At 72.9% G+C, this 13088-nt stretch carries 9 protein-coding genes; 7 read left to right on the plus strand and 2 right to left on the minus strand.

Annotated features, from left to right (window positions below; genetic code table 11):
• Positions 1–25 precede the first annotated feature (25 nt).
• Positions 26–796 (minus strand): siderophore-interacting protein, encoded by a 771-nt coding sequence (locus ACBJ32_RS02270; RefSeq protein WP_375125957.1) that lies wholly within the window; start codon positions 794–796, stop codon positions 26–28.
• Between the two features lie 297 nt (positions 797–1093).
• Here ACBJ32_RS02270 and ACBJ32_RS02275 point away from each other — a divergent pair, with 297 nt between their 5' ends.
• Positions 1094–1711, plus strand: a complete 618-nt coding sequence (locus ACBJ32_RS02275) for a TetR/AcrR family transcriptional regulator (protein ID WP_375125165.1) — start codon at positions 1094–1096, stop codon at positions 1709–1711.
• A gap of 5 nt (positions 1712–1716) precedes the next feature.
• Here the strand turns inward: ACBJ32_RS02275 and ACBJ32_RS02280 are convergent, their stop codons facing one another.
• The gene (locus ACBJ32_RS02280) at positions 1717–2985 is read right to left on the minus strand and encodes a cytochrome P450 (protein ID WP_375125166.1); all 1269 of its coding nucleotides are present in this window, start codon (positions 2983–2985) and stop codon (positions 1717–1719) included.
• Positions 2986–3194: 209 nt separating this feature from the next.
• On the opposite strand from ACBJ32_RS02280, the gene ACBJ32_RS02285 reads away from it, so the two are divergent.
• The 6 genes from ACBJ32_RS02285 to glp all read left to right on the plus strand — a co-directional run bounded on the left by ACBJ32_RS02285 (position 3195) and on the right by glp (position 13038).
• The gene (locus tag ACBJ32_RS02285; RefSeq protein WP_375125167.1) at positions 3195–4301 is read left to right on the plus strand and encodes an NAD(P)/FAD-dependent oxidoreductase; all 1107 of its coding nucleotides are present in this window, start codon (positions 3195–3197) and stop codon (positions 4299–4301) included.
• A gap of 83 nt (positions 4302–4384) precedes the next feature.
• Positions 4385–5230: an NTP transferase domain-containing protein gene (locus tag ACBJ32_RS02290; RefSeq protein WP_375125168.1), complete on the plus strand. Its 846-nt coding sequence runs from the start codon at positions 4385–4387 to the stop codon at positions 5228–5230.
• Between the two features lie 30 nt (positions 5231–5260).
• A complete protein-coding gene (locus tag ACBJ32_RS02295; RefSeq protein ID WP_375125169.1) occupies positions 5261–7063 on the plus strand; it encodes an aldehyde ferredoxin oxidoreductase family protein in 1803 nt (600 codons plus the stop codon).
• A gap of 94 nt (positions 7064–7157) precedes the next feature.
• Positions 7158–10079: a formate dehydrogenase subunit alpha gene (gene fdhF, locus ACBJ32_RS02300; protein WP_375125170.1), complete on the plus strand. Its 2922-nt coding sequence runs from the start codon at positions 7158–7160 to the stop codon at positions 10077–10079.
• The gene (locus tag ACBJ32_RS02305) at positions 10076–11821 is read left to right on the plus strand and encodes an NAD(P)H-dependent oxidoreductase subunit E (RefSeq protein ID WP_375125171.1); all 1746 of its coding nucleotides are present in this window, start codon (positions 10076–10078) and stop codon (positions 11819–11821) included. The genes fdhF and ACBJ32_RS02305 overlap by 4 nt, the downstream gene beginning before the upstream one ends.
• Positions 11818–13038, plus strand: a complete 1221-nt coding sequence (glp, locus tag ACBJ32_RS02310; RefSeq protein ID WP_375125172.1) for a gephyrin-like molybdotransferase Glp — start codon at positions 11818–11820, stop codon at positions 13036–13038. The genes ACBJ32_RS02305 and glp overlap by 4 nt, the downstream gene beginning before the upstream one ends.
• Positions 13039–13088 lie beyond the last annotated feature (50 nt).

Consider the following 13088-nt stretch of genomic DNA (forward strand, 5'->3'; position numbering starts at 1 on the left):
CGACGCCGTCACCACCCTGGCCGGATCAGCCGGGGCTGGACCGGCCACGCCGCCAGTAGCCGAGGAACGCGATGTCGCCCTTGGGCGTGCCGCGCTCGTTCACCAGGTGCCGGCGCAGCCCGGTGGGCAGGCGGGACTCGCCCGCGACCCAGGTGTAGAAGCGGCCGCCGGGCAGGTCCGCCCGCCTGACGGTCTCCAGTGCCAGCTCGCCGGGGGTGCCGCCGGCGCCGTCGCGGGGCAGCCAGTGGATCCGCACGCCCGCGCCAGGCGTCAGGTCCGTACGGATGTCCGCACTCTCGGGCACCTCCAGGAAGACCTCGGCGGCGAGCGAGGCGGGCGCGCTGTCCAGGATCGCCAGGATGGCGGGCAGCGCGCTCTCGTCGCCGACGAGCAGATGCCAGGAGACGTCCGGCGGTGGCAGGAAGCTGATGCCCATGTCGAAGATGCCCGCCGGCTCGCCGGGACGCGCCCGCAGGGCCCACGCCGAGGCCGGGCTCTCGTCGCCGTGCAGGGCGAACTCGATGTCCACCTCGTTCGCCTCGGGGCGGATCCGCCGGATCGTGTAGTTGCGCACCCAGGGGCGGCGCGACTTCGGCAGCAGGAGCACCTGCGCCATCCAGGCCTCGTTCGACAGCGTCGGCATCCTGAGCCCCGCCTGGCCCTCGCGGGGGAAGAACAGCCGTACCGTCTGGTCGAAGCCCATCGGGCGCAACCGCTCCAGCTCGGGGCCGCCGAGGGTGACGGTCGTGAAATGAGGGCTCAGCCTGGTGTTCCTGACGACCTCCAGGGTGATCATGTGCCGCGATTCCGGCAGGCGTACCTTCGGCAGCACCTGGTGTTCTCCTCACAGGTCGATGACAAGGCGGGACGACGGCGAGCGGGACACGGGCGGCCGGCAGCCGGGGATGAGGAACAGCGGCCCGATCCCGTCGTTTCCCGGCGAGGACCTGTTCGACGGAGACCTCGCGAGGCCGCCGAAAAGGCCGGCGGACGATCAGCGAGTGGCATGTTTTGCCTGCTCATGGCACTATTATGAGCAATTATTCAGTTCTGGCGCTACTCGCTTTCAGCGCTCTTCAGCAGGAGGTCGGCGGTGCCGAGGGACCCACGGATCCACCCGCGCAAACAGCCCCGCCAGGTCCGCGCCGAGCTCACCCGCCGGCGCATCCTCAGGGCCGCTGCTCAGGTTTTCGCCGAGTACGGCTACGCCGCCGGCACCACCAACCGGATCGCCGAGCGGGCCGGCGTGTCGATCGGATCGTTGTATCAGTACTACCCGAACAAGGACGCGATCCTGCTGGAGCTGACGGCCGGGCACCTCGAGAGCGGTGCCGCCGAGGCCGACCGCCGCCAGGCCGGAGAGCCGCCCGGCACCGTCGAGGGCGCCATGCGCGCCTTCGTCCAGGCCTCCATCGCCAACCACCTGGAGGACCCGCAACTGCTGCGGGTCATGCTGGAGAGGACGCCGCGCTCGCAGGAGCTGCTGGACAAGGTCCACCGGTACACGGAGGAGCGCACCGCCCGCACCCGCGAGCTGCTGCGCAGCTACCCCGAGGTGCGGGTCCAGGACGTGCACACCGCCGCCCGGATCATCAACGCCACGATCGAGCTGGTCGTCCACCAGGTCGTCGCCGAGCACGAGCCCGTCGACCTGAAGCGCCTGGAGGACGAGCTCGTCGCGATGTTCACCCGCTACCTGACGGCGGGCTGACCGGCTCAGGACCAGGTGACCGGCAGCGAGCGCACGCCGAAGACCAGCATCTCGTCGCGTACCGGCACCTGCTCGGCCGGCACCGCCAGGCGCAGGCCCGGCAGGCGGGAGAGCAGCTCGCCCAGCCCGATCCGCAGCTCGATCCGGGCGAGCTGCTGGCCCAGGCACTGGTGCACGCCGTGCCCGAAGGCCAGGTGCGGCGTGCGCGCGCGGCGCACGTCGAGCACGTCGGGGTCGGGCCAGTGCCTCGGGTCCCGGTTCACCTCGGGCGTGGCGATCACGACGGTCGCGCCGGCCGGCAGGTCCACCCCGCCCAGCGTCACCGGCTCCGTGGCGACCCGGCTGACCCCGAGCTGGATGATCGACAGGAATCGCAGCAACTCCTCCACCGCGCCGTCGATCAGGCCCGGCTCCGCCCGCAGCGCCGCGAGCTGGCCGGGATGCTCCAGCAGCGCGAACGTCCCCAGGCCCAGCATGTTCGCCGTGGTCTCGTGGCCCGCCGTGAGCAGGAGGAGGGCGACATCGACGAGCTGCGCCTCCGTCAGGGGCGGGTCGGCGTCGTGGACGAGCCCTGACAGCAGGTCGTCGGCGGGGTCCGAGCGCTTGGCCGACACCAGCCGCCGCATGAACGCGTGCAGCTCGGCGCGCGCCGCGGCCTGCTCCTGCGGGGCGGAGCTCGCGCTCAGCCCGACCGCCGTGCGCTCCTGGAACTCCGCGCGGTCGGCGTAGTCCACGCCCAGCAGCTCGCAGATGACCAGCGACGGCAGCGGCAACGCGAACGCTGGCACCAGGTCGGCATGCGTGCCCGCCGCCCGCATCGCCTCGATGTGCTCGACCGCGATCTCCCGCACCCGCGACTCGAGCTGCCGCATCCGCCGCACCGTGAACTGGCCCGTCAGCGCCCGCCGCAACCGGGTGTGCTCCGGCGGGTCCATGAAGACGAAGGCCCCGTCCTCGCGCTCCGCCACCTGCGCCTGCGCCTGCGTCTGCGCCTGCGTCTGCGGGGGCCGCGGCGACGTGGCGTCGTGATGGCGCAGCTTGTCGGCGCTGAACCGCGCGTCCGACAGCACCGTACGGGCCTCCTCGAACCCGGTCACCAGCCACGCCCTGGCGCCGTTCAGCAGATCCAGCGGCCGGACCGGGCTGCCTCCCCGCAGGCCGGGCGGCGGGTCGAACGGGTTGCGGCCCCGCTCCACCACGTCCGGCGGCAGGATCCGCCGCATCCCGGCGGTGCTCACGCCCGCGGCCTTCCCGGTGGGGCTGCTGTCGGTCATCAGGGTGTCCTCGATCTCTTAGGGTACGGACCCGTATCTAACGGAGGACACCGTAGATCACCGAAATAAGATACGCAACCGATTCTCAAGCGAAGGCGGTCCCGGCCGGATGCGTCATGTCTCCGAACTAGCAGAAACAAGGTCACTTTGATTTTAGTAGTGGTGCTGAATATCCTAGGCGCATCTCGATGACTAGCAGGGAGACTGTGATGGGTGAGAACGCGCGCGTGCGTCCCAGCGTCGTGGTGCTGGGCGGCGGATACGGCGGCTCGAAGGTGGCCAGGCTGCTCGACGACGTGGCGGAGGTGACGCTGGTCGATCCGTCCGACGCGTTCATGCACAACGTGGCCGCGTGGCGGGCGCTGGTCGAGCCGGAGTGGCTGGACCGGATCTTCGTGCCCTACCGGCGGCTGCTCACGCACGGGCGTTTCGTGCGCGACCGCGCCGTGGCCGTGGACGGCACGCGGGTGACGCTCGCCTCCGGGGCCACGCTGGAGCCGGACCACCTGGTGCTGGCGACGGGCTCGGCGTACCCGTTCCCGGCCAAGGCCGGCAAGCCGGACGCCGAGCTCGCCAAGGCCGAGGCGCGCGCCGCGCACGAGGCGCTGGCCGGCGCCGAGCGGGTGCTCCTGGTGGGCGCGGGTCCCGTGGGGCTGGAGCTGGCGGGGGAGATCAAGGCCGCGTTCCCCGGCAAGCACGTCACGCTCGCCGACGTCGCCCCCGACATCCTGCCGGGGCCGTTCGAGCAGGAGCTGCGCGACGAGCTGCGCAGGCAGCTCGACGAGCTCGGCGTCGAGCTCAAGCTCGGCAGCCCGCTGCGGGAGCTGCCCGGCGCGCCGCCCGCCACGGCCGCCCCGATCGCGATCGCGACGGAGGCGGGCGAGAAGCTGACCGCCGACGTCTGGTTCCGCTGCTTCGGGGTCGTGCCCCGCACCGACTACCTGCGCGGAGAGCTCGCCGAGGCCCGGGACGGGCAGGGATACGTCAGGGTCGACTCTTCCCTGCGGGTGCTCGGGCAGGAGCGGGTCTACGCCATCGGCGACATCTCCGACGCCGACCGGAACATGGCCGGGTTCGCCGGGCAGCAGGGCGAGCTGCTGGCCGCGAACCTGCGCGCGCAGATCACGGGCGAGGGCGACGCGGTGGCCTACGAGCGCCGCCCCGCGCTGATCCTCGTGCCGCTCGGCCCCGACGGCGGCGCGGGCCAGCTCCCCGGGCAGGGCGTCATCGGCCCCGAGGCCACGGCCGAGATCAAGGGCCGGGCGATGCTGGTCGAGCACAGCACCGGGCACTTCGACGCCCCCGGCCGGGCCTGACCCGGGCGGCGCGATCGTGGCACGGAGGCCGCCCGCGGTGGGGCCTCGTGTGCGCGATCGGCGGCGTGGCCTAGCATGCGGGCATGCAGACTGCTGCGGGCGTGGTGCTCGCGGGTGGGCGCTCCACCCGGATGGGACGGCCGAAGGCCTGGCTGGAATGGCACGGCTCGACACTGCTCTACCGGGCCGCCGCGGTCCTCGCCAGGACGGTCGACGGCCCGGTGGTCGTGGTCGCCGCGCCCGGGCAGGAGTTGCCCCCGTTGCCCTCGGGGGTCTCGGTGGCCGAGGACCCCGTCGAGGGGCTGGGGCCCATGCAGGGGCTGGCCGTGGGGCTCGCGGCGGTGGCCGACCGGGCCGAGACGGCGTTCGTGTGCTCCACCGACATGCCGTTCCTGCACCCGGCCTTCGTACGGCGGGTCCTGCGCGCGCTGACCCCCGGCACGGACGTCGCGTTGCCGGTGGCCAGGGGCTTCCGGCAGCCGCTGGCCGCCGGCTACCGGACCGCCCTGGCCGGGCTGGTCTCGGACCTGCTGGCCGAGGGGGACCTGCGGCCGGGCATGCTGTTCAAGCACTGCGAGGTGACCCAGCTCAGCGATGCGGAGCTGCTGGCGGACGCGCAGCTCGCCCGGCACGACCCGGCGCTGGAGTCCGTGGTGAACGTCAACTCCCCGGAGGACTACGCGGAGGCCAGGGACCGGCAGCCGCCGGAGGTCGTGGTGGAGCGTTTCGGCGCGCTCGCCAGGAACGGCGGCCACCGGCCGCACGCCGTCCGGGCCGCCACGCTGGGAGCCGCGGCCGCCGCGGTCGGGCTGGCGCTGGACCGGCACGTGGTGGCCGCGCTCAACGGCGACCAGGTCACCCGCGACACGGCCCTGCCCCTGGCGGCCGGGGACACCGTCGCCTTCCTCTCGGCGGACGCCGGCGGCTGAGAGGTCCGGCTCCGTCGTAGAGTCGGGGGCATGGCTCCTGGCGGGTTCTTCGGACGGGCGTTGCTGGTGGACGTCGCGGGCGGTACGGCGAGCGGTGTCCCCTACGAGCTGGACGAGCGGGTGCTACGCGCCTACCTAGGCGGGGTGGGCCTCGGCACGTGGCTGCTGCACCGGCTGGCGCCCGCCGGGGTCGATCCGCTCGCTCCGGCGGCGCCGCTGGCCTTCGTCTTCTCCTCGCTGGTCGGCACCCCGCTGACGACCAGCGCGAAGTTCGCGGTGGTGGCCAAGTCCCCGCTGACCGGCCTGCTGACCGACGCCCTGGCCTCCAGCCAGTTCGCCATCGCCGGCAAGCTGACCGGGCACGACGCGATCGTGATCCGCGGCCGGGCCGACGAGCTGTCGGTGCTGCTGATCGACGGCGACGGCGTGCGGCTCGAAGCGGCGCCCGAGCTCGCCGGGCTGCCCGCGGCCGAGGCGGAGCGCGCGGCGCGGGCGCGGTTCGGCCGCGCCTGGCGCACCGCGGCCATCGGCCCGGCGGGCGAGCGCCAGGTGCGGTACGCGACCATCAGCCATGACGGCCGCCACGCCGGCCGGGGCGGCCTGGGCGCCGTGATGGGCGCCAAGAACCTCAAGGCCGTGCTGGTCAGGGCGGCGACCAAGGTGTCGGTGGCGGATCAGGCCGGGGTGCTCGCCGCCGCCCGCGACCTGCGCCGGCGCAGCTTCGGCCCGGCCACCGCGAAGTACCGGGAGCTGGGCACGCTGGCCAACCTCCTGGCGTTCAACGCCGTCAGCACCCTGCCCACCCGCAACTTCACCGCCGCCACGTTCGAGGGCGCGCCCCGGCTGGCCGCCGAGGAGCTGCACGAGCTGCGCGGGGTGGCGCGCAACAGCTGCGCGTCCTGCTCCATCGGCTGCGAGCACATCTACTCGCGCAAGGGCGGCGGCAAGCAGCGGATGGAGTACGAGAACGTCTTCGCGCTCGGCCCCCTGTGCGGCGTGTCCGACCCCGACGAGGTGTTCGCCGCCAGCGCCCGCTGCGACGAGCTGGGCATCGACACCATCTCGGCGGGCGGCACGATCGCGTGGGCCATGGAGTGCGTCGAACGCGGCCTGCTCGACGAGCCGTGGCTGCGGTTCGGCGACGGCGCGGCCCTGCTGCGCGCGCTGGACGCGATCGGGGAGCGCTCGCCGGGCCTGGGCGAGCTGCTCGCGCAGGGCTCGCGCCACGCGGCCGGCGTGCTGGGGCACTCCTCGATCGACTTCGCGCCGCAGGTCAAGGGCCTGGAGCTGCCCGGTTACGAGCCGCGCAGCCTCCAGGCCATGGCGCTCGGCCTCGCGGTGAACGCCAGGGGAGCCGATCACAACCGGTCCGGCGCCTACGAGGCCGACCTGTCGGGCGAGCTCGACCGGCTGGCCGGCGGCGCGGCCCACGTCGCCGCGGCCGTCGACACCGAGGACCGCGCCGCGGTCATGGACTCGATGATCCTCTGCAAGTTCCTGCGCGGCGTCTTCGACGACCCCTTCGCGGAGTGGGCCGCGCTGCTCGCGCTGGTCACCGGATGGCGGCTGGAGGCCACCGAGCTGCGGGAGACCGCCAGGCGGATCGTCCGGGCCAAGCGCGCGTTCAACCTGCGCGAGGGCGCCACCGCGGCCGACGACACGCTGCCGGCGCGCATGCTGGAAACGCCGCTGGAGCTCGGCTCCGGCCGCCGCGCGGCGCTGGACGCGGGCCGCCTGCGGGCGATGGTCGCCGGCTACTACGCCGCCCGCGGCCTGGACGCCGAGGGGCGCGTCGCGGCGGCTGACCTCCCGGATCTCCTGCTGAACGGGTAGAAGATCGTGGGTAGGGGGTAGAAGACCGGACGCACGTGAGGGTAGATTGCTCGCATGGTGTATGCCGTATTCTGTATGCCAGCGTGGAGTTGAGATGACGACGCTCGAGGAGCCGGCGACCGCTGTACGGACCGTGACCGTCGAGATCGACGGCCGTGCCGTGACCGTGCCGGAAGGCACCAGCATTTACGATGCCGCGAAACTGCTGGACATCGACATTCCGGTGTTGTGCCACAACGAGCGTTACGACCCCGTCGGGGTGTGCCGCATGTGCGTGGTGGACACCGGCGGGCGGGCCTTCGCCGCCGCCTGCGTGCGACCCTGCGAGGAGGGCATGCAGGTCAAGACCAGCACGCCGGAGGTGGAGCGCAACCGCGCGATGCTGACCGAGCTGCTGCTGTCCGACCAGCCGGCGCGCGCGGAGGACCCGAAGCAGACCACCACCGGCGACAACCTGCTCCTCGACCTCGCCGACCGGTTCGACGTGGCCAAGGAGACGACGGACCTGCCGTGCGGCTCGGGGCGCGGCCTGGACATCTCCAACCCGGTGATCGCGGTGAACCACGACGCGTGCATCCTGTGCGACCGCTGCGTCCGCGCCTGCGACGACATCCAGGGCAACGACGTCATCGGCCGCTCCGGCAAGGGCTACTCGACCAGGATCGCCTTCGACCTCAACGACCCGATGGGCGCCAGCTCCTGCGTGACCTGCGGCGAGTGCGTGCAGGCCTGCCCCACCGGCGCCCTGACCAACAAGGCGATCAACGACGTCCCCATCCGGCCCCGCGAGGAGCTGGACGCGGTCGACACCGTGTGCCCGTACTGCGGCGTCGGCTGCGCCCTCACCTACTACGTCGACCGGTCGCGCGGCGCGATCGCCTTCGCCGAGGGGCGCGAGCAGCCGGGCTCGAAGAGCCGGCTGTGCGTCAAGGGCCGGTACGGCTGGGACTACGCGGCCTCCCCGCAACGCCTGACCATGCCCCTGATCAGGAAGGAATCGTCCTACCCCAAGGGCCCGCTGTCGGCCGACGTGCGCGGCGACACCGGCAACGGCAGGGGAGGCGCGGGCCGCGGCGCCAGGCTGAGCAAGAACGGCAAGGACGGCCGGCGCAAGCCCGGCGGGCTCGTCGACTACGACGAGGTGCTGCCGCACTTCCGCGAGGCCACCTGGGAGGAGGCGCTCGACCTCGTCGCCCGGCGGCTGAAGGAGATCCACGCGGAGCTGGGCCCCGGCGCCATCGCCGGTTTCGGCTCCGCGAAGTGCTCCAACGAGGAGGCCTACCTCTTCCAGAAGCTGATCAGGGCCGGGTTCGGCACCAACAACGTCGACCACTGCACCCGGCTGTGCCACGCCTCGTCGGTGGCCGCGCTGTTCGAGGGCGTCGGCTCCGGCGCGGTCTCGACCACGTACGGCGACGTCGCCAACGCCGAGGTCGTGATCATCACCGGCTCGAACCCGACGGCGAACCACCCCGTCGCCAGCTCCTTCTTCAAGCAGGCCCGCCGCCGCGGCACGAAGATCGTCTACGTCGATCCGCGCGCCAGCACCGTGGCCGAGCACGCCGACTACTACTGCCAGGTCAAGCCCGGCACCGACGTGGCGTTCTACAACGCGATCATGCACGAGGTGATCCGGCTCGGTCTGATCGACAGGGAGTTCATCAAGGCCCGCGTCTCCGGCTTCGAGGAGCTGGTGCGCACGGTCAACGACTACCCGCCCGAGCGCGCCGCCCAGATCACCGGCGTGGACGCCGACCTGATCCGCCAGGTCGCGCGGGTCTGGGGCGAGGCCAAGGCCGGCGTCATCTACTGGGGCATGGGCATCTCCCAGCACACCACCGGCACCGACAACGCCCGCTGCCTGATCGCGCTCTGCTCGATCACCGGCAACGTGGGCAGGCCGGGCACGGGCCTGCACCCGCTGCGCGGGCAGAACAACGTGCAGGGCGCCTCCGACGCCGGGCTGATCCCCATGTTCTACCCCGACTACCAGGGCGTCGACCGGGAGGCCACCCGCAGGCGGTTCGAGCAGGCCTGGGGCACCGAGCTCGACCCCGACCGCGGGCTCACCGTCACCGAGATCATCGGGTCGGTGCTGAAGCCGGGCGGCGTGCGCGGCATGTACATGCTCGGCGAGAACCCGTTCCTGTCCGACCCCAACATCAACAAGGTGCGCAAGGCGCTCTCGCAGCTCGACTTCCTGGTCGTGCAGGACATCTTCCTGACCGAGACCGCCGAGTTCGCCGACGTCATCCTCCCGGCGTCGTCGTACCTGGAGAAGGACGGCACCTACACCAACACCGACCGGCGCGTGCAGCTCGGCCGCAAGGTGATGGACCCGCCGGGCCAGGCCCGGGTCGATTGGGAGATCATCCAGGACCTCGCCCGGCGGATCGGGCTGGACTGGTCGTACGCCTCGCCCAGCGAGGTGTTCGACGAGATGGTCGAGCTCATGCCGTCGTACGCGAACCTGCGCCACGACAACCTGGGGCTGACCGGGAAGCTCTACCCCAACGCCGACCCCGAGCACTCCGACGGGACCGTGGTCCTGTTCGACGAGCGGTTCAACACCGACGACGGTCTGGCCCACCTCGTCCCCGCGCAGTGGCTGCCGGCCAAGGAGCTGCCGGACGCCGAGTACCCGCTGGTGCTCAACACCGGCCGGCTGCTCGAACACTGGCACACCGGGTCGATGACGCGGCGGTCGTACGCGCTGGACACGATCTCCCCGGTCGCCGAGGTGTACATGCACCCCAAGGACGCCGCCGACCGCGGCCTGTCGCACGGCCAGCCGGTCCGGGTGCGCTCCCGGCGCGGCGCCATCGAGCTGCAGGTCCGCATCTCCCACCGCGAGCAGCTCGGCAACTGCTTCATCCCGTTCCACTTCCGGGAGGCGGCGGCGAACCTGCTCACCATCGACGAGATCGACCCCTACGGCAAGATCCCCGAGTTCAAGTTCTGTGCGATCCAGGTCGAGGCGCTGAGCGCCGAGCCCACGTGGAGTGTGTCCGAATGACCCTGAGTTTCGATGTGGGACGCGGCCGGGTTCCAGGTGTCGAGGCGCGAGCCGGCAAGTTCCCCGGCCCGTCGCTGATCCCGGCGCTCAACGCCATCCAGGCGCGGGTGGGCTGGCTGCCGCGGGAGGAGCTCGAGGAGCTGGGCCGCACCATGCGGCGCCCGCTGTACGAGATCGAGGGGCTCATCTCGTTCTACCCGCACTTCCGCACGACGCCGCCCGCCAAGGTGAGCGTCAGCGTGTGCCACGACCTGTCGTGCTGGCTGCGCTCGGCCGACGACCGCATCGCCGAGGTCCGCGCCCGGTACGGCGACGACACCGAGATCGAGCTCACCGAGGTGTCCTGCCTGGGCCGCTGCGACAGCGCCCCGGCCCTGGCCGTCAACGAGCACCCGGCGCCGGTCGCCGGCCTCGACGCGCTCGTGGCCGCCGCCCGGGAGGAGGAGCTGGCCGAGGCCACCGTGACGGGTCGCGCCGAACCCTGGCCGAACGACCCGTACCCGGCCGGCTCGGACGTCCGGGCCCGGTACGCGAGCCTGCGCGCGCTGCTGGCCGGCCGGATGAGCGCCGAGAGCGTGGTGGCCACGCTGGAGGCGTCCGGGCTGCGCGGCATGGGCGGCGCCGGGTTCCCCACGGGCCGCAAGTGGGGCCTGGTCGCCGCCACCGAGCCGGGCGGCGTCAAGTACGCGATCTGCAACGCCGACGAGTCCGAGCCCGGCACGTTCAAGGACCGGCAGATCCTGACCGACCAGCCGCACCTGGTGATCGAGGGCCTCCTGCTCGGCATGGCCGTGGTCGGCGCCGAGCAGGGCTGGATCTTCATCCGGCACGAGTACGGCCCCGAGGAGCGCGTGCTGCGCGCGGAGCTCGCGGCGCTGCGCGAGGTCGGCGTGATCGGCGAGGACGCCTGCGGCAGCGGCCGCCGCCTCGACGTCGACATCTTCGTCTCGCCGGGCGGCTACATCCTCGGCGAGGAGACCGCGCTGCTGGAGTGCATGGAGGGCCACCGCGGCGAGCCGCGCAACAAGCCGCCCTTCCCCGGGAACTACGGCCTGCACGGCCGCCCCACGCTGATCAACTCGGTGGAGACCTTCGCCGACGTGCCGGTGATCCTGCAACGCGGCGCCGAATGGTGGGCCGGGCAGGGCGAGGGCGACAGCGCCGGCTGGAAGTTCTTCGCCGTCTCCGGGCACGTCGAGAACCCCGGCGTGTACTGCGTGCCCATGGGCACCACGGTGCGCGCCCTGATCGACCTGGCCGGCGGCGTGCTCGGCGGCGCCCGGGTCGGCGCCGTGCAGCCGGGCGGCGCCTCGTCCAACTTCATCGGCCCCGACCAGCTGGACTTGCCGCTGGACTTCGGCCCGCTCGCCGAGGCCGGGACCATGCTCGGCTCCGGCGCCCTGGTGGTGCTCGCCGAGGGCACCGACCTGCTGGCCGCCGCCACCAACGTGCTGCGCTTCTTCCGCAACGAGTCGTGCGGCAAGTGCGTGCCCTGCCGGGTCGGCTCCACCAAGGCCCACGAGGTGCTGCGCGGGGTGCTGGACTCCGGGTCCGCCACCCTCGACGACACGCAGCAGGGCCGGATCCTTCAGCTCGAGGAGACCATGCGCAAGACTTCCATCTGCGGGCTCGGGCAGGTGGCGCTCGGGCCGGTGGTGTCGGTGCTCGGGCTGAACAAGGGCGCCGCGGCGGCCCGCCTGCAGCCCCGCCCCGAAGGATCGAAGGAGCAGCCGGACCGTTGAGCGGCAGAGAGTTCTTCACGGCGCGGACCCTCGCCGAGGTCCGCGCCGGATTCCGGCCCGCGCACCGCACGCCGACCGAACGTGTCCCGCTGTCCGAGGCGCTGCACCGGGTGCCCGCCGCCGACATCACCGCGCCCGCCGCCCTGCCCGGCTTCGCCCGGTCCACCGTGGACGGCTTCGCGGTCCGCGCGATGGACACCTACGGCGCCTCCGACGCTCTCCCGTCCTACCTCGACCTGCTCGGCGCGGTACGCATGGGCGCCGAACCCGACGTGGCGGTCCGGGCCGGCGGATGCGTCGCCATGCCGACCGGAGGCGTGCTCCCGCCCGGCGCCGACGCGGTCGTCATGGTGGAGTACACCGCAGAGACGATGCCGGGCACGATCGAGGTGACCCGGCCCGTCGCGCCGGGCGGCGGCATCGTCCGTGCCGACGAGGACGTCGCGCAGGGCGGCGTGCTGGCGCCGGGCGGCCGGCCGCTGCGCGCCCCCGACCTCGGCTTCCTCGCCGCCGCGGGCGTGACAGAGGTCGAAGTGCACCGCCGCCCCCGGGTGGCGATCGTCTCCACCGGCGACGAGGTGGTGCCGCCCGGCACCGCGCGGCTCGGTCCCGGGCAGGTACGCGACGCCACCGCCTCCGCGCTGGCGGGGCTGGTCGCCGACGCGGGCGGCGAGCCGGTGATCGCCGGCATCGTCCCGGACGAGCCCGGCGCGCTCAAGGACCGGCTGACCGCGCTGCTGCCCGAATCCGACCTGGTCATCGTGTCGGCGGGCTCGTCCGTCGGCACGAGGGACGAGACGGCGGGCGTGGTGGCCGCCGTCGGCGAGGTCTGGTGCCACGGGATCGCCATCAAGCCGGGCAAGCCCACGCTGCTGGCCGAGTGCTCGGGCATCCCGCTCATCGGGCTGCCCGGCAACCCGCTGTCGGCGCTGGTCGTGTTCGGGCAGGTGGGCGTGCCGCTGCTGTGGCGCCTGGCCGGTTGCCGGACCCCGCCGCCGCAGCCGAGCACGCGCGCGCGGCTGTCACGCGACCTGGCCTCGGCGGCGGGCCGCCTCGACGTGGTCCAGGTCGGCGTGCGGGACGGCCTGGCCGAGCCGATCTTCGGCCCGTCGGCGCTGCTGTCGGTGCTGACCCGCGCCGACGGCTACGTGATCGTGCCGGAACCGGCCACCGGGCTGGACGCGGGCACCGAAGTAGAGGTCGTCCTGTACCGATGAGCGCGCGAAGAGATCATCCCGTCGTGATGAGTGCGGAAAGTCCCTGAGTA

This window comes from Nonomuraea sp. GTA35 (genome assembly GCF_041950525.1).
Classification (GTDB): domain Bacteria; phylum Actinomycetota; class Actinomycetes; order Streptosporangiales; family Streptosporangiaceae; genus Nonomuraea.